This is a genomic window from Caenispirillum bisanense (assembly GCF_900230255.1).
GTDB classification, from domain to species: domain Bacteria; phylum Pseudomonadota; class Alphaproteobacteria; order Rhodospirillales; family Rhodospirillaceae; genus Caenispirillum; species Caenispirillum bisanense_A.
The window spans coordinates 68,086-95,060 of record NZ_OCNJ01000014.1 but is presented as its reverse complement, the minus strand read 5'-3'; the positions used below and the strand labels follow the sequence as shown (position 1 = coordinate 95,060).

Genomic DNA, 26,975 nt, shown 5'->3' with positions numbered 1-26,975 from the left:
CCTCCCGCATCCGCCAGCGCCGTGAAGATGTCGGTCCAGACACCCTTCGCCGCCCACCGGACGAAACGGTTGTAGAGCGTCTTGCGCGGACCGTAGACCTCCGGCGCATCCACCCATCGGCAGCCGGACCTCAGGACGTGGACGATGCCGCTGATGACCCGGCGATCATCGACACGGGGCTTGCCTCTCGTGTCCTGCGGCAGCAGGGGCGCAAGACGATCAAACTGCTGATCTGACAGCCAAAAATGAGAATGCGTCACGATAAGCTCCCTTCCGGGGAGCTTGAATCACATCGTGAGCCGCTGGGGAAGCCGGTTTATGGGTCCTGACCCTAGTAAAGCACATCTTCAGAGGGCTTCGATGAACTACCCCATAAAGTTACGACTCCGAGCGAAATCTAAAACACTCGTTATGTACCTCTCGTATGTAGAACGGGTAGTTCCCATGATATCAATCATGGGATCAGCCCTTGAATCTTCAATAAATTTTATATACTGATCTCGCAATGTCGCATAAAACCGGAAGAAATTATTTCTCCATATAGGTCCACATACCGGATTAAGCAGTATTTCAGGCGTCATAATTCTCTCCAACTTATCAAGTGAAAATGAGGATCTCAAACAATAAAAAATCTTATCCGATCCATATTTTATGTCTGCCAATTCCATTTCAGAAATCTTGCTACCAGGACCTATAAAACGAGGAATATCTTTTATGTAGTCACTTTCTAATTCAAGAGTGCGTCCATATTCGAGTGCAACAAAAGATAATAATATGATAGCAGGCCCATAGCCTCCACTCAAAGAAGAGCGAAGCAACGAAACAGATGAAATCATTTCATTTCTGGACTTTTCTGTGGAAGGATCTCGCCCAATGCAGTCTATTTTTATTTTTGCCAGGTGAAATTGCCCTGGCGCATAACCTAAAATGGCAGAAGCTTCCACAAGCTTTCGACCTTTCTCAGGGTCAGACAGGGGATCATCAGCGGAAGAAATGAGTTTAAGGCCCTCGCGAAGTAGATTTTTTGGCTTAAAGTCTGAAAACTCATTACCTCTGCAGCCCTCCACTTCTCCATGACTTACATGCTCTGCGATCTTATTCTTAAAGCTCCCACAAACCTTAACAATTGCTCGAACAACTACGTGCGCATCGCAGCTGAAAAATTCGCGCGACTTGTTTATCCTCAACCCGCTGATCTCAAGGAGCCTATGAACGGCCGCCTCAGCAGCGCGACCATCAGATACCGGTTCGTAGTAAATAACAACAAATGGCAGTGGCGATGCCGTAGATGCAGTTAGAGCATCTGCCCGCTCATGTGGATCTCGGGCAGTCCAACCTACCTTCACCAGACCCGGCATCGCAGGGTTTATCAGCGCGTATACATAATCCATTGCAACCACCAGGCAAATTTTTTGACGCAGTTATTATGGATTCGTAATGTAGTCGACTAGCTGTGCGACAGTTCGATCTCCATTGTGCGCTTTCATGAAATCTTGAAATCGAAGGCGAATTGAGTACAACATATTATTACAGAAAAAAGTAATGAGTCCGGCGTGCATGCCCGCCCTACTCCGCTCGGGCATCTGCCCCTACTCCATCACGAGCGCATCCACCGTCGTCTCCAGCGCCGCGGCCAGCTTGCGGTAGGCGTCGACGCTGCCGGTTTTCTTGCCGGACTCGATCTCCGACACGTAGCCCGGCTGCATCCCGGCCCGCTCGGCCAGGGCGCGGAGCGTCAGGCCGCGGTATTCGCGCCAGACGCGGACGGGGTGAGCCTCGTCCATGATGATGCGGCGGGCGTAGTCCATGGGTAGGGCCTCGCCGCCCGAAGCATCGCGGGCGGCGAGGATGTCTTCCAGGTCTTCGATGCGGGCCAGGAGCGCCTCGTAGTCCCGGCGCGGCACCATGTCGTCACGGGCGGCTTCAGTCATAGGCTTCCTTCCTGTGGCGGACGCGCTTGACCACCATGACCCTGATCTCGCCGTCCTCTATGGCGAAGATCACCCGGTAGTCGCCGACGCGCAGACGGTAGAGGTCCAGCCCCTGCAAGCTCTTGACGTTGTTCGCCAAGGACGCCGGGTCGGCGGCGTACTGGTCGATCTTGCTCAGGATCGCGGCGCGGGTGCGGGGCGGCAAGGCGCGCATGTCCTTGATCGCTTTCGTCTCGATCGTGACGCGCACACCGGCCCTCCCCGCCTCTCCGCACCGATGTTCTCAAATCGAGAACAGGCCGTCAATGCCCCCTCTACACCCCCACCACCTTCCCCGGGTTCATAATGTTCGCCGGGTCGAGCGCGCGCTTCACGGCCGCCATCACGTCCAGCGCGTCGCGGCCGTGTTCGGCTTCCAGGTATTGCATCTTGCCGAGGCCGACGCCGTGTTCGCCCGTGCAGGTGCCGTCCATGGCGAGCGCGCGGTCGACTACGCGGGCGTTCAGGCGCTTGGCTTCGGCGATCTCGGCGGGGTTGTCGGGGTCGAAGACGAAGAGGACGTGGAAGTTGCCGTCGCCCACATGCCCGACCACGGCGGTAAACAGGTCGGAGGCTTCCAGGTCCTTCTTCGTCTCGACGATGCACTCGGCCAGGCGCGAGATCGGCACGCAGACGTCCGACGAGAAGCCCTTGCCGCCCGGCTTCATGCTCAGGCCCGCATAGTACGCATTGTGACGGGCGTGCCACAGGCGCTCGCGGTCTTCGGTGGAGCGGGCCCACTGGAAGTCGGTGCCGCCGTGCTCGGCGGCGATGGCCTGCACCATCTCCACCTGCTCGGCGACGCCGGCGTCGGAGCCGTGGAACTCGAAGAACAGGGTCGGCACCTCGGCGTAGCTCGTCTTGGAGAAGTTGTTGACGGCGCGGATCTGGTTGTCGTCCAGGAACTCGATGCGGGCGATGGGCACGCCGGTCTGGATGGTCTGGATGACGGTGTTCACCGCCTCCGCCACGCCGGGGAAGGGGCAGACGGCCGACAGGATGGCCTCGGGGATGCCGTAGAGCTTCAGCGTCACCTCGGTGATGACGCCGAGCGTGCCTTCCGAGCCGACGAACAGCCGCGTCAGGTCGTAGCCGGCGGCGGACTTGCGGGCGCGGCGGGCGGTGCGGATGATGCGGCCGTCGGCCAGCACCACGGTCAGGGCCAGCACGTTCTCGCGCATGGTGCCGTAGCGCACGGCGTTGGTGCCGCTGGCGCGGGTGGCCGCCATGCCGCCCAGGCTGGCGTCGGCGCCGGGGTCGATGGGGAAGAACAGGCCGGTGTCGCGCAGGTGCTCGTTCAGCTGCTTGCGGGTGACGCCCGCCTGCACGGTGACGTCCATGTCCTCCGGCCGCACCGCCACGATGCGGTTCATGCCGCTGACGTCGATGCAGATGCCGCCGTGGATCGCCGCCACATGCCCCTCCAGCGAGGTGCCGGTGCCGAAGGCCACCACCGGCACGCCGACGCGGGCGCAGGCCTTGACGATGGCCGCCACTTCCTCGGTCGACTGGGCGAAGGCGACGGCGTCGGGCGGCGCGACGGGGTGGAAGCTCTCGTCGCGGCCGTGCTGCTCGCGCACCGCGGCCGCCGTGGACAGGCGCTCGCCGAGCAGGTCCTTCAACTCGGCGATGAGGGCGTCGGGGGCGGTGCGGGGCGTCATGGCGGCGGTTCCTTCGGGCATGCGAGCCTCACGGGCAAAAGGGGGAACGGGGAACGGCGAAAGATCACCGCAAGTCGACGACGTGCATCTCGTGGCCGGTGTGGGCGACCAGGGCGCGCAGGCCGTCGGGGTGGATGACGGTGGTGGCGGCGTTGTCGAGCGGGTGGTAGCCGCACAGGGGCTCGGCCATCATCTCGGCGTCGAACACCACGGTGCAGCGGCGCTCGGTGTCGTTGACCAGGCTGAAGGGCGTGACCGAGCCCGGCGCGACGCCCAGCACCTCCATCAGCAGTTCGGGCTTGCCGAAGGACAGGCGCTTGGAGCCGATCTTCTCCGGCAGGGTCTTGAGGTCGATGGCCCGGTCGCTGGGGGCGGTGACCAGCCACAGCTTGCCCTTGCCGTCCTTCAGGAACAGGTTCTTGCAGTGGCGGCCGGGAATGGTGTGCCAGACCTGGTTGCCTTCCTCCACCGTATAGACGGGGATGTGGTCGTAGGTGGTGTGGGCGACGCCCAGGCGGTCGAGCAGGGCGAGCAGGTCTTCGCGGGTGGCAGGCACGGTTCGGGGTCCTCGGAAGCACGCAGGGCTGGCAACGGAGCCCGGCATGGTGCAGGCTCGCGAAACCCGACGTCAAGAACAGCGAGCGGACGAGACGCATGAGCATCTGGGGCAAGATCATCGGCGGAGCGGCGGGCCTGCTGCTCGGCGGGCCGCTTGGGGCGCTGGTGGGGGTGGCGGTGGGCCATGCCGCCTACGACCGCACCCGCAAGGACGACGGCGCCGAAAAGCCCAAGCTGTTCGACGCCGAGGGCCTGTCCGGCATGAAGGAACGGGCGCGGCAACTCGCCTTCACCGTCGGCGTCGTCACGCTGGCCGCCAAGATGGCCAAGGCCGACGGCGTGGTCACGCGCGCCGAGATCGACGCCTTCAAGCGCATCTTCCGCATCCCGGCCGAGGACATGGGCACCGTCGGCAAGGTGTTCGACACCGCCCGCCAGTCGTCGGAAGGCTTCGAGGCCTACGCGCGGCAGATCGCCGGCCTGTTCCGCGACAGCCCGGCGGTGCTGGAGGAACTGCTGACCGCCCTGCACCTCATCGCCCGCGCCGACGGCGAGGTCCATCCGGCGGAAGAGGCCTTCCTCGCGCGGGTGGCGGAGATCTTCGGCCTCGGCCCCGATGCGGTGGAACGCGCCCGCTCCACCGCCGCCGGCGCGGGAGCCGGGGCGGGAGCCGGCGGCGACGGCCGCTCGCGCGCCACCGGCGGCGGGCCGAACCCCTACGCCGTGCTCGGGGCCGACCGCAGCGCCTCCGACGACGAGCTGAAGGCGGCCTACCGCAAATTGCTGCGCGAGAACCACCCCGACGCCCTGACGGCGCAGGGCCTGCCGCAGGAGTTCATCTCCGTCGCCGAGGACAAGATGAAGGCCATCAACGCGGCGTGGGACCAGATCCAGCGCGAGCGCGGCCTCAAGTAGCGGCGGGACGGCGGGCCGTGGCGAGGAACCCGTCACCGCCCGGCCCCGACACGACGCCGACGGACGTGAAGCCGGCGGCCGTCAGCAGCGCCCGCATGGCCTCGGGCGACGGCGGCCGCAGGTCGACCGCCCGGACGGCGCGGGTGACGACGCGGCCGTCCTGCTCCACCGTATAGACCAGCTCCGTGCGCGTCACGCCGGCGGCCGACGCCGGCAGGGGGCGGCGGTGGACGCGCACCACGCTGCCGTCGGCCCGGCGGGCCTCGCGGTGGAGCACGGCGGGCGCATCGGCCGGCGGCGATACGTCCTCGCTCTCCGCAAGATCGTCCATGGCGAGCGCCAGCACGCCGCCGGGCCGCAGATGGCGGAAGGCGCAGGCGAGCACGGCGGCCTGGCTGCCGTCGGCGGTCAGCAGGCTCAGGCTGGCGACGGGGCAGAACACGGCGCCGAACCGGCGGCCGAGGTCGAAGTCCTGCATGGCCGCCCGGTGCAGCACCGGCGCGAGGCCCTGCGCGGCAGCCTTGCGGCGGCAGACGGCAAGCATGGCCTCCGACACGTCGAGCCCCTCCACGGCGAGGCCGCGAGCGAGCAGCGGCAGCAGCACCCGCCCGGTGCCGCAGGCCAGTTCCAGGGCCGGCGCCTCGGCGGTGCGGACCATTTCGGCCCAGACCTCCAGGTCGCCGAAGGGCACGTCTGCCAGGATGTCGTCGTACAGCTCCGCCACCAGGGCGTCGTAGGTGTCACCGTCGATCATGGCCGCGACATTAGCAGCCGCGGGACGGTGGCGCCATCGGGCGGCGCTGAATGTCTCTGGACAACACCGGGCGCATGTCCGACTTCTGGGGGCCGATCCCTGCATGCGACAGGTTCCCGTCCCGTGTCTCTGCGTGACCTCTTCCTCGGCCTCACGGTGGTTCTGCTGTGGGGGTTCAACATCGTCACGGCCAAGTGGGGCGTGGCGGAAGTGCCGCCGCTCTTGTTCACCGCCCTGCGCTTCGCCGCGGTCGGTCTGCTGGTGGTGCCGTTCTTCCGCCTGCCGCGGGCGGCGCTGCGCGACATCCTGCTCTTGTCGGTCACCTTCGGCACCGGCGGCTTCGGCCTGATGTTCGCGAGCTTCGCCCTGGTGGAGGGCTCCACGGCCGCCATCGTCAGCCAGCTGGTGGTGCCGTTCTCGGTGCTGCTCGGCGTATTCGTGCTGAAGGAGAAGCCGGGGCCGCGGCGCATCTTCGGCATCGCCCTGGCCCTGGCCGGGGTGCTGGTCATCGCCGGCCAGCCGCAGGGCGTCGATCCGCTCGGCATCGTGCTCATGGTGGGCTCGGCCGCCTGCTCGGCCACCGGCAACCTGTTCCTCAAGCGCCTGACCCAGCTGCCGCCGCTCGGCGTGGTCGGGTGGATGTCGCTGCTGGCGACGCCGCAGTTGCTCGTGCTGTCGCTGCTGCTGGAAGACGGCCACGTCGCCGCCCTGCAGGGCGCGAGCGAGCGCATGTGGTGGTCGCTGGTCTACACGGTGCTGGCCGCCTCCATCGTCGCCCATTCCCTGTGGGCGGGGCTGGTGCGCCGGCACGAGCTGTCGCGCATCGTGCCCTTCGCCCTGCTGGCGCCGGTGACGAGCGTCGTCTGCGCCACGATCTTCCTCGGCGAGCCGTTGACCCCGCTCAAGCTCATCGGCGGTGCCATCACCCTGACGGGCGTCGCCATCATTCAGGTCCGCCAGGCCAAGAAGGCGCCCGAGACCGCCGCCGAACCCGCCCGCGCCGCCTGACGGCCCGCCCTTCCCCCATTCCCCCGCCCTTCCCTCCCCGCCTCGACCACACCGGAGACGCCCCGCATGGGACCGCGCGACATTCTCCTCGCCCTGCTGGTGCAGGCGCTGTGGGGCCTCAATCTGGTGGTCGCCAAGGTGGGGGTGACGGAGGTGCCGCCGCTCGCCTTCACCACCGCCCGCTTCGCCCTGGTGGCGGTGCTGGTGGTGCCGTTCTTCCGGGTGCCGTGGCACGCGCTGAAGGGGCTGCTGCTGCTGTCGGTGACCTTCGGCACGCTGCACTTCGGCCTGCTGTTCACCGGCCTGGCGCAGATGGATGCGGCGGCGGCGGGCATCGTCATCCAGCTCGGGCCGCCGTTCTCGGTGCTGCTCGGCGTGCTGCTGTTCAAGGAGCGGCTGGGCTGGAAGCGCATCACCGGCACCCTGCTCGCCTTCGCCGGCGTCATGCTGCTGGCCGGCGAGCCCAGCCTGCCGAGCCTGTTGCCGCTGGCATTGGTGACGGTGGCGGCCTTCGCCTGGGCGCTGTCCAACGCCGTGGTGAAGACCCTGCCCAACGTGAACCCGGTGCTGATGACCGGCTGGCTGAGCCTGATGGCGGTGCCGCAGGTGGGGCTGCTGTCGTGGGCGCTGGAGGACGGTCAGCTGGAGGCGTTCCAGGCCGCCGACTGGCTCGGCTGGGGCGCCGTCGCCTATACCGCCGTCGCCGCCTCCATCGTCGCCCACAGCCTGTGGTACGGGCTGGTGCGCCGCCACGAGATGGGACAGGTGGCGCCCTTCGGGCTGCTCGCACCCGTGCTCGGCATCATCGCCGCGATCCTCTTGCTAGGGGAGCCGCTGACGTGGCAGAAGGCTGTCGGCGGCACGATCACGATGATCGGGGTCGCCATCGTCCAGTTGCGCACGGCGAAGCGCGCCAAGGTCCAGCGCGAGGCCGAGCCCGAGGAACCCGGGAGTCCCACCTGACATGGTCAAGCCGCCGCGCTACGCCCGTTCCCCCAACCACGGTCCCCGCGCGGAAGGTTTGCGCGTCGACATGCTGGTGCTGCACTACACCGGCATGCGCAGCGCCCAGGACGCCCTGAAGCGCCTGTGCGACAAGTCCAGCGACGTCTCCGCCCACTGGCTGGTGGAGGAAGACGGCACCCTGCACTGCCTGGTGCCGGAAGGCCGCCGGGCCTGGCACGCCGGCGTCTCCAGCTGGCGCGGCCGCACCGACATCAACAGCCGCTCCATCGGCGTCGAGATCGTCAACCCGGGCCACGAGTTCGGCTACCGCCCCTTCCCCGATGCGCAGATCCAGGCGGTGATCGGCCTGTGCCGCGACATCCTGGCGCGTCACCCGACGATCCCGGCGCGCAACGTGGTCGGCCATTCCGACGTCGCGCCGCTGCGCAAGGAAGACCCCGGCGAACTGTTCGACTGGAAGCGCCTCGCCGCCGAAGGCGTCGGCCTGTGGCCGGTGCCGGCGGAAGCGGTGCCGACGGCGCAGCCGGGCTCCATCGCCGAGGTGCAGGCGGCACTGTCCGACATCGGCTACGCGGTGCCGCGCACCGGCGCGCTGGACGAGGCGACGAGCAAGGCCATCGTCGCCTTCCAGCGCCACTACCGCCCGGCCGACCTGTCCGGCATGCCCGATGCCGAGACCTGGGCGCTGATCCAGGCCCTGCGCGATCTGGTGGAAACGCCGCGGCAGGCGACCGAGGCTTGACCGCGGGCGCGCAGTCCTCTACATCCGACGCCGCATCAGTCGGCTGGATGGCCGCTCCGGGGTAACCCGGGGAGGAAAGTCCGGGCTCCACGGAAAAACGGTGCCGGATAACGTCCGGCGGGGGCGACCCTAGGGAAAGTGCCACAGAAAGCAGACCACCGCACCGCGCCTCCGGGCGCCGTGCGGCAAGGGTGAAAGGGTGCGGTAAGAGCGCACCGCGGGCCCGGCAACGGGACCGGCACGGTAAACCCCACCGGGAGCAAAACCAAATAGGGACGGCACGCGCCAAACCGCCCGCCCGCGGGTGGTCAGGTGGCGCGAGGTGTTTCCGCACCGCCGTCCGGGTCGGTTGCTCGAGGCGTCCGGCGACGGACGTCCCAGATGAATGGCCATCCACCGCCCCTCGGGGTGGGGACAGAACCCGGCTTACAGGCCGACTGATGCTTAATCCCCAATTCGCATGATGGTTTACACCGGCACATCGGTCTGCTAGGTGGTGCTGCGACGCATTCTCATTCGCGCCGCTCTGCCGACGGACCCGCGCCCATGACCGCCACCGCCTTCTTCCACGACCTCGACCGCCACGGCGATGCACCGGCGCTGGTGTTTCCCGGCGGGCGCTGCGTCACCTATGCCGATCTGGCACGGCGGGTGGCGGTTCAGGCGACGCGGTACGGCGCGCAGCGGACCCTGGTGGCGGTGGAGGCGCGGCTGTCCGATCACGCCGTCGTCGCCTATCTGGCGGCGTTGCAGGGGGGTCATGCGGTGGCGCTGCTGCCGCCGGGCAAGGCCGGGGTCGCCGACACCTTCGTGCGCGACTTCCGTCCCGACTACGTCGTCCGCCTGCGCGACGGCCGCTGGCGCACCGACGAGACCGGCGCGGCGGCCGAGGACGATCCGCCGCTGCACCCGGACCTCGCGCTGCTCCTCTCCACCTCCGGCAGCACCGGCCAGAGCCGCGCCGTGCGCCTGTCCGCCGCCGCGGTCCAGAGCAACGCCGCCAGCATCGGCCGCTACCTCGGCCTGACGCCCGCCGATCGCGGCCTGCTGGCGCTGCCGCTGCACTACTCCTACGGCCTGTCGGTGCTGAACTCCCATCTGGCCGTCGGGGCGAGCGTGCTGGTGCAGGAGAAGTTCATCCTCGACGCCGGCTTCGTCGACGACCTGCGCGACGCCCGCTGCACCACCATGGCCGGCGTCCCCTATTCCTACGAGCTGCTGGAGCGCATCGGCTTCCGCGACGCCGCCCTGCCCGACCTGCGGGCCATGACCGTCGCCGGCGGGCGCCTCGACCCCGCCCTGGTGCGCCGCTACCACCTGCACATGAGCCGGCGCGGCGGGCGCTTCTTCGTCATGTACGGCCAGACCGAAGCGACGGCGCGCATCGCCTACCTGCCGCCCGAACACCTGCCCGCCGCCGCCGACCGCATCGGCATCGCCATCCCCGGCGGCGCCCTGGCGCTGGTCGACGAGAGCGGCGCCGAGATCGACGGCAGCGGCCGGGCGGGCGAACTGGTCTACCGCGGTCCCAACGTCATGATGGGCTACGCCCACGACCGCCCCGACCTCACCCGCGGGCCGGAGCTGGCGGAGCTGCGCACCGGCGACCTCGCCGAGCGCGACCCCGACGGCCTCTATCGCATCGTCGGCCGCCTGCGCCGCATGTCCAAGATCGCCGGCATCCGCGTCGGCCACGACGGCCTGGAAGCGGCGCTGGCCGCCGCCGGCGTGCAGGGCGCGGTGGTCGGCGACGACCGCACCATCCTCGCCGCCTATACCTCCGGCCAGCCGCCGTGCGAGGTGCGCCGGCTGCTGGTGGAGAGCTCCGGTCTGCCGGCGGCGCACGTGCGGGCGTTGGCGCTCGACGCCCTGCCCCGCCTGCCCACCGGCAAGATCGACTACGAAACCCTGCGCGGCGAACTGCTGCGCCCGGCCGAACAGGCCGCCAGCGACGTGGCGACGCTGTTCCGCGAGACCTTCTTCCCGCAGGCGGTGGGCGACGGCGACACCTTCGTCGGCCTCGGCGGCGACTCCCTGCGCCACGTGCAGGTCTCCATCGGCCTCGAGCGCGCCCTCGGGCACATTCCCGACGGCTGGGAGACCATGCCGGTGCGCCGCCTCGCCGCCTTGCGCCGCAAGGAGACGGCGGGCCGCGGCTGCGAGATCGGCTCCGACCTGCTGATCCGTACCCTCGCCGCCCTGCTGGTGGTGGTGCACCACGCCACGCTGTGGCCGATCCCCGGCGGGGCGGCGGCGCTGATGATGCTGGTCGGCTACAGCCTCGCCCGCTTCCAGTACGACGCCCTGGTGGAGGGTCGGTTCTCGCGCGTGCTGCGCCCGGTGGGGTCGCTGCTGGTGCCCTATGCGGCGCTCGTAGTCGGGTTCTCCGCCGCCTGGCAGCAGGTGCCGTGGGCGTCGGTGTTCCTGGTCGGCAACCTGGGCTTCGCCGACCCCGACCATCACACCATGCTGCCGCTCGCCTACTGGTTCGTGGAAGCCTTCGTGCAGTTGACGCTTCTGTGGATCGGCGTCATGGCGATCCCGCCCGTGCGCCGCTACGCCCGGCGCGATCCCTTCGGCTTCGGCCTCGGGTTCCTGGCGGCCGCCCTGGCCGTGCGCCTCGCCCAGCCGCTGGTGTGGGACATGGACTGGCGGCGCATCTTCGCCCTGCACTGGAACCTCTACCTCGCCGCCTTCGGCTGGTGCGCCGTCTTCGCCGTGAGCCTGCGGCAGAAGTGGCTGCTGCTCGCCGCCGCCGTGGTGGTGATGCCGCTCATGGCCTATACGGGCGGCAACTGGACGTCGTCGTGGGTGAAGTTCCTGCTGCAGATCCCGGTGCTGTCGGTGCTGCTGTTTGCGCCGCGCATCCGCCTGCCGCGGCGCCTGTTTGCCCTGATCGTGCCCTTCGGCGTGGCGAGCTATCACATCTACCTGTTCCACGGCCTCGCGCCCGACCTGCTGCGCGCCGCATTCGGCGAGGACATCGCCGGGCCGCCCGTGACCGTGGCGGTGATCGCCACCGGCGTCGCCCTCGGCCTCGTCGCGCACCGGGTGCAGGACGCCCTGCTGCGCGCCCTCGCCCGCCTGCGCGCCGCCCGCCGGCCGGTGGCGGGACCGTCCTTCGCCCCCGCCGAATGAAAACCGGCCCCCGCGCGATGCCGGGGCCGGTTTCGTTCGGATCAGATCAGATCGGCGAGCGCCTTGCCGACCGCCACCGTATCGGCCGTACCGCCCATGTCGCGGGTGCGCGGCCCCTTTTCCGCCAGCAACCGCTCGATAGCGGCGACGATGGCGCGCGCCGCCTCGGGGTGGCCCAGGTGGTCGAGCATCATGGCGCCCGACCAGATCTGGCCGATGGGGTTGGCGATGCCCTGGCCGGCGATGTCCGGCGCCGAACCGTGCACCGGCTCGAACATGCTCGGAAACTCGCGCTCGGGGTTGAGGTTGGCCGAGGGCGCGATACCGATGGTGCCGGTGACCGCCGGCCCGAGGTCGGACAGGATGTCGCCGAACAGGTTGGAGCCGACCACCACGTCGAACCAGTCCGGGTGCTGCACGAAGTGCGCCGTCAAGATGTCGATGTGGAACTGGTCGGTGCGGATGTCCGGGTAGTCCTTGGCCATGGCGGCGAAGCACTCGTCCCAGAACGGCATGGTGTGGATGATGCCGTTGGACTTGGTGGCGCTGGTCAGGTGCTTCTTCGGCCGGCTCTGCGCCAGGTCGAAGGCATAGCGCAGCACGCGATCGACGCCCTTGCGGGTGAAGATGTTCTCCTGGATCACCACCTCGTCGGGCGTGCCCTTGTTGAGGCGGCCGCCCATCTCGGAATATTCGCCCTCGTTGTTCTCGCGCACGATCATGAAGTCGATGTCGCCCGGCGCGCGGTCGGCCAGCGGCGAGCGCACGCCCTCGAACAGGCGCACCGGGCGCAGGTTCACATACTGCCGGAACTCGCGGCGGATGGGGATCAGCAGGCCCCAGAGGGAGACGTGGTCGGGCACGGTCGGCCAGCCGACGGCGCCGAGGAAGATGCCGTCGTGGCCGCGGATGCCCTCCAGCGCGTCTTCCGGCATCATGCGGCCCGTGGCCTGCCAGCGTTCGCAGCTCCAGTCCTTCTCGTCCCACTGGAAGGCGATGTCGAACTTGGCGCCCACGGCCTCCAGCACGCGGATGCCCTCCGGCACCACTTCCTTGCCGATGCCGTCGCCGGGAATGACCGCGATCTTGTAGGTCTTCGTCACGCTCTCGCTCTCCTTTTCTCGGTTCTCATTCGCCCAGCGGCTTCATGACGGCGTAGAGCGCCGCCTTGGCCTCGAACCCGATGCCCGGCACGTCGGGCAGGCCGACATACCCGTCTTCGACGGGGGTACCGTCGGCGAAGCCGCCGAAGGGCTGGAAGACGTCGGGATAGCTCTCGTTGCCGCCGAGGTGCAGGCCGGCGGCGATGTTGAGCGACAGCTGGTGGCCGCCGTGCGGCACCACGCGCCGGCTGGACCAGCCGTTGTCCTTCAGCATCTGCAGGGTGCGCAGGTATTCCACCAGACCGTAGGACAGGGCGCAGTCGAACTGCAGCCAGTCGGTCTCGGGGTTCATGCCGCCGTAGCGGATCAGGTTGCGGGCGTCCTGCATGGAGAACAGGTTCTCGCCCGTCGCCATGGCGCCGGGGTAGCGCGCCGAAACCTCCGCCTGCAGGGCGTAGTCGAGCGGGTCGCCCGCCTCCTCGTACCACTTGAGCCCGTAGGGAGCCATGGCGTCGGCATAGGCGAGCGCGGTCGCCGTGTCGAAGCGGCCGTTGGCGTCGACGCAGAGCCGGGCGCCGTCGCCGTCCACCACCGCCAGCGCCGCCTCGATGCGCTTCAGGTCCTCGGCCAGCGGCACGGCGCCGATCTTCATCTTGACCTCGCGGTAGCCGCGGTCGAGGTAGCTCTTCAGCTCGTCCTGCAGCGCCGACAGGCCTTTGTCGGGGTAGTAGTAGCCGCCGGCAGCATAGACCCACACCCGCTCGTCGGGCGCGCCCTCGCCGAAGCGCTCCGCCAGCAGGCGGTAGAGCGGCTTTTCGGCGATCTTCGCCACCGCGTCCCACACCGCCATGTCGATCACCCCGACGGCGACGGAGCGCTCGCCGTGGCCGCCCGGCTTCTCGTTGGTCATGAGGGTGCGCCAGACGGCGAAGGGGTCGATGGTGCCGTGCTCGGCGTCGATCAGGCTGTCGGGATCGGCCTCCTTCAGGCGCGGGATGAAGCGGTCGCGCAGCAGCGGCCCCTGGCCGTAGCGGCCGTTGGAGTTGAAGCCGTAGCCGACCACCGGCTTGCCGTCACGGACAACGTCGGTCACCACGGCGACGACGCTGCACGTCATCTTGCTGAAGTCGATGTAGGCGTTGGCGATGGGCGAGGCGATGGAGGCGGTCGTCTCGCGGATGTCGACGATCTTCATTGTTCTCTCTGGTCAGAACAGGAGCCCGGTGGGCAGGGGGACGTTGAGGGCTTCGGTGAACAGCACCTGGAAGGCGCCGACGATCACCACGCCCGCGATCGTCAGCACGACGGCGCGGCGCGGCGTCCACGGGTCGTGCTGGGCGACCAGCATGAGCGCCAGGAAGGCAATCAGGCTGGTGACGAAGAAACCGACGAGGCCGAGCAGCAGCACCCAGACGGCCATGACGGCGATGAAGGCACCCCAGCGCCGGGGCGAGCCGCCCGTCGGCGTCTCGTGCCCGCGCGGGCGGATCAGGCGGGTGACCACCATGAGGGTGGAGAACACGATCATGGCGCCGGCGATGGAGCGCGGGAACACCGAGCCGAGGCGGCTCATGCCCGCCGTCTCCAGGATCACCCAGACGCCGAGGCCGATGAACAGCAGGCCGAAGACGATGCCGCCGACGTCGTGGGGATGGCGCTTCGCGGTGTCAGTCGACATGGGCCGGTTTCTCCTTGCGGGGGGCGTCGGGCGCGGGCGCCCCACCGCCTGTCTTGCCGCCGATCTTGAAGCGGCTCGCCACCAGCGGCCAGAACAGCGACAGCACGATGAAGGCGATGATCGCCATGCTGATAGGGCGGCCGAAGTACATGCCCAGCCGGTTGTCGGTGGCCGAGCCGATGAGCCAGCCCTGCACGAAGCCCTGCTCGGCGATCTGCCCGAGCACCAGGCCGAGCACGATGGGCGACGGCTTGAAGCCGTAGCGCGCCAGCACCCAGCCGACGATGCCCAGCACGAACATGATGACCACGTCGACGGCGCTGTTCTGGATGGCGTAGCTGCCGATGACGGTCATGAAGGCGATGGTCGGCACCAGGATCGCCTTGGGCAGCGTCACGATGCTCTTGTAGGCGTAGCGGCCGATGAGCAGCCCCGTCGGCAGCATGAGCACGGTCGCGATGAGCAGCCCGAAGATGAAGGTGTAGGAAATGGCCGCCTGCTCGGTGAACAGGCTCGACCCGGTGCGGATGCCCTGCACCAGCAGCGCCCCCAGGATCACCGCGTCGGGCGGCGTGCCGGGGATGCCGAGCACCAGCGTCGGGATGAAGCCGCCGCCGACGGTGGCGTTGTTGGCCGCCTCCGTCGCCATGACGCCTTCCGGCTCGCCGGTGCCGAAGTGGCGCGACCGCTTGGAACTGCGCCGCGCCTCGGAATAGGCCACCAGCCCGGCGATGGAGCCGCCGGCGCCCGGCAGGATGCCGACGAAGGTGCCGATGACCGACGAGCGCAGCAGGTTGAACTTGTAGCGCCACGAGATGCCGAGCGCCTCCTTCAGGCGGAAGCCGCGCGGCGCCGTGCTCACCTTCAGATGGGCCTCCGGCGTGCCCACCATGTCGAGCAGCACGGGAATGCAGTAGAGGCCGATGAGGGCCGAGACCACCTCGATCCCGCCGATGAGGTAAGGCGAGCCCAAGGTGAAGCGCACGTCGCCGCCGACCACCGCGACACCGACCATGGACAGGAGCAGCCCGAAGCAGGCGCCGATCAGCCCCTTCAGCAGGTCGCCTTCCGACAGCGCGGCGATGAGCGTCAGGCCCAGCATGGCGAGCCAGAAGTATTCCACCGGCCCGAAGGCGAGCGACACCCGCGCCAGCGGCGGGGCGAGCAGCAGCAGCGCCACCGCCCCCACCATGCCGCCGCACACCGAGGCGAGCGCCGCCAGCGTCACCGCCAGGTCGCCGTCGCCGCGCTTGGCCATGGGGAAGCCGTCGAAGGTGGTGGCGATGGCCGACGGCGTTCCCGGCGTGTTCACCAGGATGGCGGCGAAGGCGCCGCCGTAGATGGCCCCGGTGTAGATGGCACCCAGCATGATGAGCCCGGACGCCGGCTCCATGGCGAAGGTGATGGGCACGAGCACCGCCACCGCCATGGTCGCCGACAGGCCCGGCAGGGCGCCGATCACCGTCCCCGCCACCACGCCGGCGAGCGCCAGCAGCAGGTTGAACGGCGTCAGCGCGTCGAAAAGGTACTGCAGCCTGTCCATGAGCGCGGCCGTCCCGGATTACTGCGTCTGGGACTGAGTAGCCTGGCCGGCGGAAGCGTCGTCCGCCTGCGCCTGGCTCTGGCCCTGGCCGGGCTCGACCAGGCCCATCTCCTCGGCGATGCCGCGGTACTTGGCCTTCTGCTCGGCCAGGAACTCGGGCATGGCGTCCATGTCGATGGGGGTCAGCACGAAGCCGCCCTCTTCCATCTTGCGGCGGAAGTCGGGGTCGGCGTTGATGGCGGAGATGATCTCCGACACCTTGCGCTTGATGTCGTCGGGGGTTTCGGCCGGCACCGCCACGCCGCGGTAGGCGCCGCCGGTCCAGTCGATGCCGGCTTCCTTGAAGGTCGGCACGTCGGGCAGGCTCGGCAGCCGTTCGTCGGCGGCGACCGCGAGCGTGCGGGTCTCGGGATAGTTCACGCCGACCGTGGAATAGGTGGCGCCGGCCGTCGTCTGGTTGCCCATGATGGCCTGCACGGCAGCACCCGTGCCCTTGAACGGCACGTAGGTGGTGGTGATGCCGGCCAGCTTGTCGAGCTGCTGCTGCATCAGGTGGTTGGCCGAGTTGGAGCCGGAGCCGGCGAAGGTGACGGCGCCCGGGTTTTCCTTGGCGTAGTCGATCAGGTCCTGCAGCGTCTCGAACTCGCTGTCCTTGGACACGACGATGGCGTCGGGCGTGTAGTGGAAGTAGTGCACCACCGCCAGATCGTCGGTCTTGTAGCCGGCGTCGGCGATCATCGGCTGCAGGAGGGTGTGGGGCACGTTGGCGCCCATGATGGTGTAGCCGTCGGCCGGCATGTCGTTGAGCTGCGCCCAGGCCTGGCTGCCGCCGCCGCCGGGCTTGTACTGGATCACCACGTCCTGGCCGTTGGCGTACTTCGGGAAAAATTCCTGCTGCATGCGGGCGGTGATGTCGGACTCGCCGCCCGGGCCGAAGGGGATGATGTAGGTGACGGACTTTTCCGGGTACTCGGCGAAGGCCGGACCGGCCGCCAGCATCAGGGCCGAGACGCCTGCGGCGCCCAGGATCTTGCGGAACGTTGCCATCGTGTCCTCCATGTTGTCGCCCCGGCGTTGGCCGCCGCGGGCCCTTTCTTGGCGGGGTAGAGTGTAGGTGCTGGACCGACCGGTCCGCGAATGCCAAGATCGCATCAAGTAATGCCGGATCGGCATCTACCCCTTTCGAGGACGGCCGTTCCGGCGGTGCGTCATGGAGTTTGGCCGACGATGGAACTGGGCTGGCTGGAAGACTTCGTCACCCTGTGTGAAGTCGGCAATTTCTCTCGCGCGGCGGAACAGCGGAACCTGACCCAGCCAGCCTTCAGCCGCCACATCAAGGCGCTGGAGGACTGGACCGGCGCCACCCTGTTCGACCGCACCGCCCAGCCCATCCGCCCGACGCCCGCCGGCCAGGCCCTGCTGCCGGCGGCGGAAGGCATCCTGCGGCGCCTGCATCAGGCGCGCGAGCAGGCCCGCGCCGCCGAGGCGGGCGCCGGCGCCACCCTGCACATCGCCGCGACGCACAGCCTGTCGCTGACCTTCTTCCCGGCCTGGATCCGGGCGCTGGAGGATGCCGGCCGGCCCTTCCCCATCCGCCTGGACAGCGACACCATGCTGGCCTGCGAGCAGGCACTGCTGGCCGGGCAATGCCAGTTCCTGCTGTGCCACGCCGACCCGGCCGAGCCCGACCGCCTGGACCCGGCGCATTTCCTGTCGGTGCAGGTGGGGACCGACGAGCTGGTGCCCTGCGTCGCGCCGGCCCTGGTGGACGCGCGCGCGTGGCTGCCGGGCGGGGCCGAGGCGCCGACACCCTACCTCGCCTACTCCGACGCCTCGGCGCTCGGGCGGGCGGTGACGCGGCGGCTGGCGGGGCTGGCGCGCCCGCCGCATCTGGCGCGGCATTTCACCTCGCACCTGTCGGTGGTGCTGCGCCCCATGGTGCGCGACGGCAAGGGGCTGGCATGGCTGCCGCGGAGCCTGGTCGGCGACGACCTCGCCGCCGGCCGCCTCGCCGCCGTTCCGGGCGAGACCTGGCGGATCCCCCTCGAGGTCCGCGTCTTCCGCCCCCGCGACCGCCTGGCCCCGGCGGCGGAGGCCTTCTGGGAGTTGCTGGCCGCACCAGCCGCGCGGCACTCGGAACCGGCACCGGCATTGCCGAGCAGCTGAGAGGCCGAGCGGGCCGCGGGCCGGTCCGAGGACTCATCCGGCCGTGCCGTGCCACCAAACCTCGGCCACCGGAACCTCCCACCCGGCGCAGCACAGGGGGTCGCGCCAGTCCTCGCCACAGTCGGCCGCGGTGCGGACGGTGACGGCATGCACCGTGATTCGGTCGAGCCGCCCGGCGCGCGGCCGCCACAGCGCATTGCCCTTGGCCGACAGCACGGCGACCGTCACCCCGGCGGCGGTACGCAGCAGCCCCCTGCTGCCCTCCGACCACACGAGCGCCAGCGGCGCCCCCGGCTGCAGGCCGCGCAGGGCCGCATGCGCCAGCGCATCGGCCGGCCGCCGCCCCGCCCAGTCGAGGAACAGGTCGTCGAGGCCGATCAGCGCCACCTCGCGATCCACCGCCGGCCCCGGTGTGGCCACCGCCGGCCGCCGCACCAGCAGATGCGGCGCAACCTCGCGGAAGCGGGGATGCGCCGCATCGTCGCGGGCCAGCAGGGTCAACGTCTGCTCGGCGCGCGTCATCCCGACATAGACCAGCCGCCGGTCCTCCTCCACCGCGGCGCCGGCGCCGACACCGGCGCGATCGCCGTCGAGCAGAAGGACATGGGGGAACTCCAGCCCCTTGGCGCCATGCAGGGTGGCGAGCACGATGCCGTCGCCCGCCGGCCGGTCGCGCCGCATCTGGCCGAGGCAATCCCACGCCACCTCGCGCGCCAGCGACACCGGCAGCAGCCCGGACGCCGGGGCGGCAGCGGCGAGGTCCGCGAGCAGGGCATCGACCACCGGACCCCACCGCCCGCCGCACCGCAACCGGGCCAGATCGGACAGCGCCACGTCGGGCCCGCCGTTCAAAGCATTCAACAGCCGGTCCACCTCGCGCAGGCGCGGGAGCGCGAAGACCCGCTCGGCGGCCTCCGACAGCGGCGCCACCGGCACCCCCTCGGCGTCGCACAGGGCGCGCAGGCGGGTCAGCTCCCGGTGGGTCGGCGACAGCACGGCGAAGGCGCCCCACGGCGTCGCCGGGTCCAGCGCCCGCAGCCGGCGGATCTCGCCCAGCGCCGCCGCCGCCTGCGTCCGGGCATCGGCCACCAGCAGGCCCTGCACCCGCCCCTGGCCCAGCGGATCGAGCGCCTCCCAGCGCCCGCCGAGCGGCTCGCGGCGGCGGGCGCGGTCGACCTCGATGTGGCGGTCGGTCTTCATGCGGTCGGTGTTGAGGGCCACGAGGGCATTGGCCGCCGTGACGACGGCACGGGTGGAGCGATAGTTTTCGGTCAGGTAGTGGCGTCTGGCGCCATAGTCCGCCTCGAACCGGCGGATGTATTCGACGCTCGCCTTGCGGAAGCCGTAGATGGCCTGGTCGTCGTCGCCCACCGCCATGAGGGCGATCCGGGCGTCCTGGTCTTCCTCGGTGCGGCCGGCGATGGCGGACACCAGGGCGTACTGGTCGCCGTCGATGTCCTGGTATTCGTCGATGAGGATGGTGCGATAGCGCGCCAGCAGGCGGTCGCGCACCTCGGCCGGATCAAGGCCGGGCAGGCTCGCGCGTCCTTCGAGCAGCGCCGTGACGTCGGGGATCACCGTGCGCAGGCGCTCTTCCAGCACCTCCGCCCCGTTGCCGCCGTCGCGGGCGAAGGAGGCGCCGAGCAGCCGCATGGCGAGCCCGTGGTAGGTGAACACGTCCACCAGCGCCGCCTCGTCGCCCACCAGCGCCCGCAGGCGGCGGCGCAGGTCGACGGCGGCGGCGCGGTTGTAGCACAGCACCAGCAGCGACCGCGGCAGCACCCGCAGGCCCTTCATCAGCCACGCGGCGCGGTGGACGATCACCCGCGACTTGCCCGACCCTGGCCCGGCGAGCACCAGCAGGTTGGCCTCGGCCGGCGCCGTCACGATGTCCTCCTGCGCCCGGTTCTTCAGCGAAGTGACGATGCGGGCATAGTCTTCCGGCGTCAGCGGCCGGCGGAAGTCGGCTTCGCGGCCTTGCAGATAGCGGGCCTCGAACCCCCGCGCGTCGAGGGCGAAGTAGTCGGCGGCAAAAGCCTCCGCCCGCTGCACGTCGCCGAGGCCCAGGCGGGCGTATTCCGCCATGACGTGAACCTGGAACACGCGCCCCTGGTAATGCTGGGCGAGCGGCGCGTAATCGGCATTGGTGAACCGCCGCCGCGGGTCGGCGATGAGGTCGAGGGTCATGGCCTGACGGAACACCGCCAGCCCCTGCTGCAAGGTGATGAGGCGCCAGCCGTGCAGCACCATCAGGGCCGTTTCCACCTCCTGCGCCAGGTCGCCGGCGGCCGCCGTCAGCGTCAGGTCCTGCTTGAGGGGCGCCGCCAGCTTGGGAATGGTGAAGCGCACCACCGCCTGCGCCGCCCGGCCGCCCTCGCCGCGCGTCAGCGCGATGAGCTGGTCGATGACCGCGCCGCACACCGCCTGCCGGCGATGGACCGTGGCGAGGACTTCGCTCCAGGTGCCATAGGGGTTTACGCGCCAGTGTCCGACGCCGAGCGCGTGCACCCGCACTTGAACGTGCCGACCATCGAACTGGTGGTGCCCGTGGTCGAGCCCCTTGAGCAACCGCCGCAGCAGATCGGGCTCGCAGGGGTGCCCGGCGTCGCGCAGCCGCTGGGCGAGATGACGCAGGCCCACATGGATGGGCCTGCCCTCGGCCTCGGGTTCCGCCTCGCGGAACAGGTCGAGCATGGCGCGCTCCAACCGCACGACTGCATCGAAGTCCGCCCGCAGTCCGATGGGCTTGACCAGGGCCGACAGCGCCGTGCCCGCTTCCACCAGCCCGGCGTCCTCCATGCCGTGCAGGATGCTCATGACCGCATGGGACAGGTTTTCCGGCGCCAGCCCCAGCGCCTTCACCGGGCCGAGGGTGCAGAGGGCGTCGGTGGACAGGGTTTCCTCCTCGTCGCCCGGCATGCCGGCGGCAGAGACGAGGGTGCGGTAGACGGCGGCCCAGCAGCGATGCAGCGCCGGCGGCAGGGCCAGTCCGGCCAGCCGGCGGTCCGCCTCCTGCACGCTGCCGACCAGCGGGCGGCCGGCGAAGACGCGGGTGTCGTTCTCCTCCCGCCGCAACAGCTCCGACCGTTCCAGCCAGGCGATGCCGGTCTTGACCTTGGTGTCGATCTGCGCCGGCCCGCTGGCGGCGCGGTCAGCAGCGTCGTCATCGTCGCCCAGTTCACCGGGGGTCGTCACCACCCGACGGCTGTTCAACCGCCGCGCCAGGTGCCGCAGGGCGCGCAGCAGGCGCGTGATTTCCTTGTGCCCCACCTCGGAATAGGCGGTCAGGCGGAACTGCGCCTCGACGTCGCGGTCGTCGTACAGCAAGGCGCAATGGGCCGGCTGCCCGTCGCGGCCGGCCCGCCCTGCCTCCTGCAAGTAGTTTTCCAGGGATCCCGGAATGTCGGCGTGTACGACGAGGCGCACGCTGTCCTTGTCGATGCCCATGCCGAAGGCGTTGGTGGCGCAGATCACACGCACCGCCCCGGCAGTGAAATCGTCGAGCAGCCGCGCCTTGTCGCGCGCGGAGCGGCCGGCGTGGAAGAAGTCGGCGGCAAGGCCGGACGCCTGCAAGGCCGTCGCCAGCTCCTCCACCCGTCCCCGCGTGCGGCCGTAGACGACGGCGCAGGCGGCCTCGTCCTCGGGGTCCAGGTGGGTCGCCAGCAGATCGCGCAGCAGCGGCAGCTTGTCCTGCCCCGTGACGTCATGTACCGACCACGCCAGGTTGGACCGCCGCACACCGCCCGGCAGCACCGCAAGATCCTGGCCCAGGGTGTCGTGCAGGATGGTGCGGATCTCGTCCACCACCTCGCGCTTGGCCGTGGCGGTGACGCAGGTCACGGGGGCCGGCGCCTGTTCCTTTATGAACCGCACGGCATAGAGGTAGTCGGGCCGGAAGTCGTGGCCCCATTTGGACAGGCAGTGCGCCTCGTCGAACACCCAGGCGCCGATCTCGCGCGACAGGATGGCCCGCACGGTCGAGCGGTTGCGCAGCTGCTCCGGCGAGATGTAGAGCAGCCCGACGGACCCGAGGCGCACGCGCTGCAGCGTCTCGGCACGTTCCGGCGGCGTCAGCATGCCCGACAGCGCCGCCGCGCAGGTCGCGCCGGTCTTCCGTTCCAGATTCTCCACCTGATCGCGCATGAGCGCCTGCAAGGGCGAGACCACCACCGTCAGCACGCCCCGCCGGGCATAGCGAGCCAGCGCCGGCACCTGGAAGCACAGCGACTTGCCGCCGCCGGTCGGCAGGATCGCCAGCAGCGGCCGGTCGCGCAGGCCCGCCTCGACGATGCGCTGTTGCAGGCTGCCGCCGTCGGGCGCTGCCGGCTCGGCGCGGTAGGCGTCGAAGCCGAAGGTCCGGCGCAGCAGCGGAACGGCGTCGTGATGGCTGCGGCAATAGGTGCAGGCGGCATCGTCGCAGGGCGTGTCGCGCAAGGCCCGCACCATGTCCCGCACGGCAGGAATGGAGCGCACCACCCACGGCGGGATGACGCTGTCGCCGTGTTCGGTCACGCCGATCCACGCCGTCAGGTAGGCAAGCCCGAGCAGCCGGTCTGGATCGGTCACCAGCGCCTGCACCACGGCGGGACCGACCGACCGGCAGATGCGGCCGTCAACCAGCCGGCCGAAGACGTCGGCGGCCTCGCCCGCCGTCGCCGGCGGCCGTGCGCCCGTGCGCTCCAGCAGGTCGGCCATGCCGGCGCCGGAGACGCCTCCGGCGAAGCGGGCATGGCGCAGGCACCAGGCGTAGAAGCCCGTCCGCTCGGGTGCCATGGCGGCGAAAGCCTGCACCTCCAGCATCAGGGCGCGGCCAGCAAGGCGGGCATCGGCCACCGGGTCGTTCACCGCCTCGCGCACCAGCTTGTAGTCCTTGATGAGCCGGTGGTACGGGTTCTGCGGGTGCGACAGCGGCGACAGGATCAGCGTGTCGAGCACCGGCAGAGCGGCCGGCGGCGCCTGCCCCAGCGTCGCCGCCAGCAACGGCAGATCATGGGCGATGACGTTGTGCCCGGCCACCGCCGCCGCGGTCCCGTAGTGCCGCGCCAGCCCGGCCGCGAGCCCCTGTCCGCCGTCCCACCGCCACGGCCGGCCGTCGAGCACGACGCCGACGCAATGGACCCGCCCGCTTTGCCGCTCGGCCTCGATGTCGAGCAGCATCACCCCCTGCAAGGCCGCACCGGCGGTGGGATCGGCGGACAGGGCGAGGGCATCCTGGTGCGACATTGCGGGCATTCACACGGATCGGTTTCACGGTACCATGCGCAAGTGTACCAGAGACCGGCACGCCGCACAGCACTGCACACCCCGCCGCCCTACCCCCCGAAGCGCTCCAGCACCAGCCCGCCGGGCGGCGGCAGGGGGCCGTGGTCGCCGGTGCAGTGGGCGTCGACCCAGCGCTCCGAGGCCGCATAGACGCGGCGGTAGAGGTCGCGGCAGAGCAGCCGCGACGCCTCGCCCTGCCAGCCGGCCGGCAGGATCTCGGGCGGCAGGCGGGGGTCCTTCAGGACCAGCAGGCGGTAATCGTGGATGACCAGGATGCGCAGGCTCAGGGCCTCGGCGTCGTCGAGCGGAGCGCCGCGGTCGAGCGCGGTCGCCAGCGGGCCGTAGCGGCGGGCGAACTGGTCGTAGCCGCGCGCCAGGTCGGCGAGGCCCCAGGTGCCTTCCACCGTCGCCTTGAAACCGGCGGGAATGGCGCCGCCGCGGCCGTCCACCAGCAGCGCCGGCCGGTCGTCCAGCAGCACGTCGAGCCGCCGCCGCTCCGCCTGCCCCAGGTTGGCGGGGCGCAGGTAGAGGGCGGGGCCGGCCTTGGCGAAGCCCAGGTCGGTCAGGCCGCGGCGCAGCGACTCGTCGCCGTCGGCCGCACCCGTCGACGCCGCCGGGCCGTCGACCAGCATCACCACCAGCCAGCCGCCGTCCCACGCCGGGCGGGCGTCGGCGTAGATCACCGCCGAGGCGTCCTCGTAGCGCGCCCAGGCCTCGTCGGACAGGCGGTAGAAGCTGTGGCGGCCGGCGCGGCTGCGCTCGAACATGCCGTCCGACGTCAGGCGCGACAGGGCGGTGCGCACCAGCCCCGGCGTCAGCCCGAGCAGGCCGAGCACGTCGAGGATGCTCTGGGTGGCGATCAGCCCGCCGCGCGGCATCACCACGTCGCCGAACACCGTGACGATGAGGCTGCCGGCGCGCGGCGGCCGGCGGGCGGTCAGGCCGCGCACCAGGGTCTGCATCGAATGGGCCGGCGCGCGCGCCTCGTCCATGGGGTCGCTCTCCTGTCTGTCCGCCCGGGTCGCCCGGATCATCCCCCGCCCGCCGCGCCCGATCAAGCCCGCGGAAATCTTTGGGCTGAGACGGCCGCATCACCGCAAGGCCGCCCTGTTGTAATACAAGCCGTTACGGCTATTTCCAACTGTTTTAGGCGGATATTCCGACGACGTATTACAGAAAATCACGATTGCGGCGAATTCTGACATACGTTACCGTTCACCCACGTCGGGAGAACGGGCGCGGCCGGAGAGGGTCGCGCAGGCCCGCATCCCGGGCGACGCGTTACGCCGCCCGGGCAAAGACACAACAAAACGGCACTAGGGAGTTCGCGAGACATGTCCAGCAAGGAACGGTTCGCCGACAAGATGGAGTTTCCGCCCGCGGCGGTGCAGCCCAACGTCTTCCCGCTGAGCTGGCAGGCCCAGACCAAGAAGATGGAAGAGGTGTGGGACGCCGCCCAGCGCGAGGTGTGGGACCCGAAGAAGCTGCCGTGGGACACCTTCGACGTCACCAAGTACTCGTGGGAGGAACGCGAGGCCATCGCCTACTGGTGGACGCTGCTGTCGGTGTTCGACGCCTCCGCCCCGCCGGTGTTCGCCGAAGCGCTCATCAAGACCTACGAGGTCCACGAGGAAGACCCGGTGCGCCGCTGCTTCTTCTCGGTCACCCGTGACGAGCAGAACCACGAGCAGATGTGCGGCCTCGCCATCACCAAGCTGCTGGAACACCCCGACCCGCTGACCTACGAGCCGAAGACCGAACTCGGCAAGCGCCTGCAGAAGAACGCCCACTGGCTGTACTACAATGGCAGCCGCTACTGGGAGGGCTACAAGAAGGCGGTGCCGAAGTACAGCCTGGCGGTCCTGTTCAGCTCCTTCCTCATGGGCGAGGTGGCCGCCGCCACCATCTTCAAGCAGATGGCCGACGGTTCGCAGGAACTGGTCTTCCGCGAAGCCTTCCGCAACATCGGCCGCGACGAGGGCCGCCACATGGCCATCTGCATGGCCCTGATGGAACGCGACTATCCGCAGCTCGACCTCACCGACCGCGACACCATCACCAAGCAGGTGCGCGCCGGCTACCTGTTCCTCTCGGCCGTGCTGTTCGAGCCGCCGATGGAGTTCTGGGACCTGCCCGCCGACTTCATCGACAACCAGCGCGAGGGCGAGGCGGTGTGCCGCCAGGCCGGCTTCGCGGTGCCCGAGTACGAGGCGAAGAAGGAGAACTGGCGCAAGGCCATCCTGAACCTCAAGGGCGTGCTCGACCGCTACGACATCCCCTTCCCCGCCATCCCGGAAGTGGGCATCTCGGGCAAGGAGATCACCGACGTCGAGATGGAAGACATCATCCCCGTCTTCTGATCGCGCCGCGCCAGGTCAACGACAACGACACCGGCGGAGGTGCCCCTGCGCGGCGCCTCCGCCGGCCGTATCGAGAGATGTTGCCATGAAGATCATCCGCCTCCAGCCGTCGGGCAAGGACCTCGCCGTCGACGAGGGCGACACCGTCCTCGCCACCCTGGAACGCCACGGCTATGCCCTGCCCAACAACTGCCGCGCCGGGGCCTGCGGCGAATGCCGCTGCAAGGTGCTGTCGGGCACCTTCGACCAGGGTCTCGTCATGGACATGGCGCTGGGCGAGGAGGATCGCGCCGCCGGCTACGGCCTCATGTGCATGGCCAAGCCCATCAGCGACGTGCTGGAGATCGAGTTCGGCACCGCCGACGGCCAGCCCAAGCTGTTCCCGCCGCGCGAGAACGTCTATTGCGTGGTGACTGACAAGATCGCCCGCACCCCCTCCATCGTCGAGCTGCGCCTGCGACCGCTGGGCGAGCCCCTGCGCTACTGGCCGGGGCAGTACGTCACCCTCGGCGACAAGAGCCGCGGCCGGCCGGAACGCTGCTATTCCATCGCCGGCATTCCCAACCGCGAGAACGAGATCGTGCTGCAGGTGACGCGCGTCGAAGGCGGCGCCACCAGCATGTGGATCCACGACGAGCTGAAGGCCGGCCAGACGGTCGCCATCAACGGCCCCTACGGCACCTTCATCGGCGATCCCGCCGCCGATACGCCGGTGCTGTGCCTGGCGTCTGGCTCGGGCCTCGCGCCCATCACCTCGCTCGCCTCGGCGGCCTTCCTGCGCGGCGGCTTCCGCCAGCCGGCGACCATCCTGTTTTCCGCCCGCACCCGCGCCGACGTCTACGAGGAAGGCCTGTTCGCCTACCTGAAGGCGCGCTTCCGCAATTTCGACTTCAAGTACACGCTGACCGGTGAGCCCAACCCCGGCGGCCTGTCGGGGCGCATCCCGGCGCTGCTGCCGACGCTCTACCCGGATCTGTCGCGCCACAGCGTCTACATCGCCGGCAGCCCCGGCTTCGTTGAGGATTGCACGGCGGCGGTGCGCGCCCTCGGCCTGCCGGAAGACCGGCTGCACACCGAGGGGTTCTATTCCCAGGTCATTCCCGAGACGCCGAACCAGGAACGGCTCATCGCCTCCTGACCCTGCGCCGGCG

Annotated in this window: 22 protein-coding genes and 1 other RNA gene; 9 read left to right on the top strand and 14 right to left on the bottom strand. The window is 69.6% G+C overall.

Annotated features, from left to right (window positions below; genetic code table 11):
- The 6 genes from CRP50_RS22305 to CRP50_RS22280 all read right to left on the bottom strand — a co-directional run.
- Positions 1–260 (bottom strand): transposase (locus CRP50_RS22305; RefSeq protein WP_141415230.1); only part of this gene is annotated, 260 nt, incomplete at its 3' end.
- A gap of 105 nt (positions 261–365) precedes the next feature.
- Positions 366–1,391: a GIY-YIG nuclease family protein gene (locus tag CRP50_RS22300; RefSeq protein WP_097281415.1), complete on the bottom strand. Its 1,026-nt coding sequence runs from the start codon at positions 1,389–1,391 to the stop codon at positions 366–368.
- 198 nt (positions 1,392–1,589) lie between these two features.
- Positions 1,590–1,931: a helix-turn-helix domain-containing protein gene (locus CRP50_RS22295; protein WP_097281410.1), complete on the bottom strand. Its 342-nt coding sequence runs from the start codon at positions 1,929–1,931 to the stop codon at positions 1,590–1,592.
- Positions 1,924–2,181: a type II toxin-antitoxin system RelE family toxin gene (locus CRP50_RS22290; RefSeq protein WP_097281409.1), complete on the bottom strand. Its 258-nt coding sequence runs from the start codon at positions 2,179–2,181 to the stop codon at positions 1,924–1,926. The genes CRP50_RS22295 and CRP50_RS22290 overlap by 8 nt, the downstream gene beginning before the upstream one ends.
- Positions 2,182–2,245: 64 nt before the next feature.
- On the bottom strand, positions 2,246–3,652 hold the full coding sequence (locus tag CRP50_RS22285) for an FAD-linked oxidase C-terminal domain-containing protein (RefSeq protein ID WP_097281408.1): 1,407 nt from the start codon (positions 3,650–3,652) through the stop codon (positions 2,246–2,248).
- 43 nt (positions 3,653–3,695) lie between these two features.
- Positions 3,696–4,187 (bottom strand): prolyl-tRNA synthetase associated domain-containing protein, encoded by a 492-nt coding sequence (locus CRP50_RS22280; protein ID WP_245913623.1) that lies wholly within the window; start codon positions 4,185–4,187, stop codon positions 3,696–3,698.
- A 98-nt stretch (positions 4,188–4,285) separates the two neighbouring features.
- Between CRP50_RS22280 and CRP50_RS22275 the strand changes: the two genes are divergently transcribed.
- Positions 4,286–5,104: a TerB family tellurite resistance protein gene (locus tag CRP50_RS22275; protein WP_097281406.1), complete on the top strand. Its 819-nt coding sequence runs from the start codon at positions 4,286–4,288 to the stop codon at positions 5,102–5,104.
- On the opposite strand, the gene CRP50_RS22270 is transcribed toward CRP50_RS22275, so the two are convergent.
- Positions 5,097–5,858: a class I SAM-dependent DNA methyltransferase gene (locus CRP50_RS22270; RefSeq protein WP_176525309.1), complete on the bottom strand. Its 762-nt coding sequence runs from the start codon at positions 5,856–5,858 to the stop codon at positions 5,097–5,099. The two genes, CRP50_RS22275 and CRP50_RS22270, sit on opposite strands and share 8 nt — an antisense overlap.
- Before the next feature lie 123 nt (positions 5,859–5,981).
- Here CRP50_RS22270 and CRP50_RS22265 point away from each other — a divergent pair, with 123 nt between their 5' ends.
- The 5 genes from CRP50_RS22265 to CRP50_RS22245 all read left to right on the top strand — a co-directional run bounded on the left by CRP50_RS22265 (position 5,982) and on the right by CRP50_RS22245 (position 11,712).
- Positions 5,982–6,866 carry a DMT family transporter gene (locus CRP50_RS22265; protein WP_097281404.1) on the top strand — a complete coding sequence of 295 codons (885 nt, stop codon included), beginning with the start codon at positions 5,982–5,984 and terminating at the stop codon, positions 6,864–6,866.
- A 66-nt stretch (positions 6,867–6,932) separates the two neighbouring features.
- Positions 6,933–7,829 (top strand): DMT family transporter, encoded by an 897-nt coding sequence (locus tag CRP50_RS22260; RefSeq protein WP_097281403.1) that lies wholly within the window; start codon positions 6,933–6,935, stop codon positions 7,827–7,829.
- A gap of 1 nt (position 7,830) precedes the next feature.
- Entirely contained in the window at positions 7,831–8,574 is a 744-nt protein-coding gene (locus CRP50_RS22255) for an N-acetylmuramoyl-L-alanine amidase (RefSeq protein WP_097281402.1), read from the top strand.
- A 35-nt stretch (positions 8,575–8,609) separates the two neighbouring features.
- Positions 8,610–9,019: RNase P RNA component class A (rnpB, locus tag CRP50_RS22250), an RNA gene on the top strand.
- A 101-nt stretch (positions 9,020–9,120) separates the two neighbouring features.
- Positions 9,121–11,712 carry an AMP-binding protein gene (locus tag CRP50_RS22245; RefSeq protein WP_097281401.1) on the top strand — a complete coding sequence of 864 codons (2,592 nt, stop codon included), beginning with the start codon at positions 9,121–9,123 and terminating at the stop codon, positions 11,710–11,712.
- 41 nt (positions 11,713–11,753) lie between these two features.
- Here the strand turns inward: CRP50_RS22245 and CRP50_RS22240 are convergent, their stop codons facing one another.
- Genes CRP50_RS22240 through CRP50_RS22220 form a run of 5 tightly spaced genes read right to left on the bottom strand, consistent with a single transcriptional unit; the run spans position 11,754 to position 17,083 of the window.
- On the bottom strand, positions 11,754–12,815 hold the full coding sequence (locus CRP50_RS22240) for a tartrate dehydrogenase (protein ID WP_097281400.1): 1,062 nt from the start codon (positions 12,813–12,815) through the stop codon (positions 11,754–11,756).
- 25 nt (positions 12,816–12,840) lie between these two features.
- Complete coding sequence (locus CRP50_RS22235) at positions 12,841–14,010, bottom strand: mandelate racemase/muconate lactonizing enzyme family protein (protein WP_097281399.1); 1,170 nt, start codon at positions 14,008–14,010, stop codon at positions 12,841–12,843.
- 12 nt (positions 14,011–14,022) lie between these two features.
- Complete coding sequence (locus tag CRP50_RS22230) at positions 14,023–14,493, bottom strand: tripartite tricarboxylate transporter TctB family protein (RefSeq protein WP_097281398.1); 471 nt, start codon at positions 14,491–14,493, stop codon at positions 14,023–14,025.
- Positions 14,483–16,036, bottom strand: coding sequence for a tripartite tricarboxylate transporter permease (locus CRP50_RS22225; RefSeq protein ID WP_097281397.1), 1,554 nt, complete (start codon positions 16,034–16,036; stop codon positions 14,483–14,485). The genes CRP50_RS22230 and CRP50_RS22225 overlap by 11 nt, the downstream gene beginning before the upstream one ends.
- A gap of 18 nt (positions 16,037–16,054) precedes the next feature.
- Positions 16,055–17,083 carry a tripartite tricarboxylate transporter substrate binding protein gene (locus tag CRP50_RS22220; protein ID WP_097281414.1) on the bottom strand — a complete coding sequence of 343 codons (1,029 nt, stop codon included), beginning with the start codon at positions 17,081–17,083 and terminating at the stop codon, positions 16,055–16,057.
- Between the two features lie 180 nt (positions 17,084–17,263).
- Here CRP50_RS22220 and CRP50_RS22215 point away from each other — a divergent pair, with 180 nt between their 5' ends.
- Entirely contained in the window at positions 17,264–18,202 is a 939-nt protein-coding gene (locus tag CRP50_RS22215) for a LysR family transcriptional regulator (RefSeq protein WP_097281396.1), read from the top strand.
- A 33-nt stretch (positions 18,203–18,235) separates the two neighbouring features.
- On the opposite strand, the gene CRP50_RS22210 is transcribed toward CRP50_RS22215, so the two are convergent.
- Together CRP50_RS22210 and CRP50_RS22205 are read right to left on the bottom strand one after the other, a co-directional pair.
- Entirely contained in the window at positions 18,236–23,425 is a 5,190-nt protein-coding gene (locus CRP50_RS22210; protein ID WP_101614051.1) for a RecQ family ATP-dependent DNA helicase, read from the bottom strand.
- 89 nt (positions 23,426–23,514) lie between these two features.
- On the bottom strand, positions 23,515–24,456 hold the full coding sequence (locus CRP50_RS22205; RefSeq protein ID WP_176525308.1) for a PaaX family transcriptional regulator C-terminal domain-containing protein: 942 nt from the start codon (positions 24,454–24,456) through the stop codon (positions 23,515–23,517).
- A gap of 342 nt (positions 24,457–24,798) precedes the next feature.
- Here CRP50_RS22205 and CRP50_RS22200 point away from each other — a divergent pair, with 342 nt between their 5' ends.
- Together CRP50_RS22200 and CRP50_RS22195 are read left to right on the top strand one after the other, a co-directional pair.
- Positions 24,799–25,824 carry a diiron oxygenase gene (locus CRP50_RS22200; protein WP_097281393.1) on the top strand — a complete coding sequence of 342 codons (1,026 nt, stop codon included), beginning with the start codon at positions 24,799–24,801 and terminating at the stop codon, positions 25,822–25,824.
- A gap of 85 nt (positions 25,825–25,909) precedes the next feature.
- Complete coding sequence (locus CRP50_RS22195; protein ID WP_097281392.1) at positions 25,910–26,962, top strand: 2Fe-2S iron-sulfur cluster-binding protein; 1,053 nt, start codon at positions 25,910–25,912, stop codon at positions 26,960–26,962.
- Positions 26,963–26,975 lie beyond the last annotated feature (13 nt).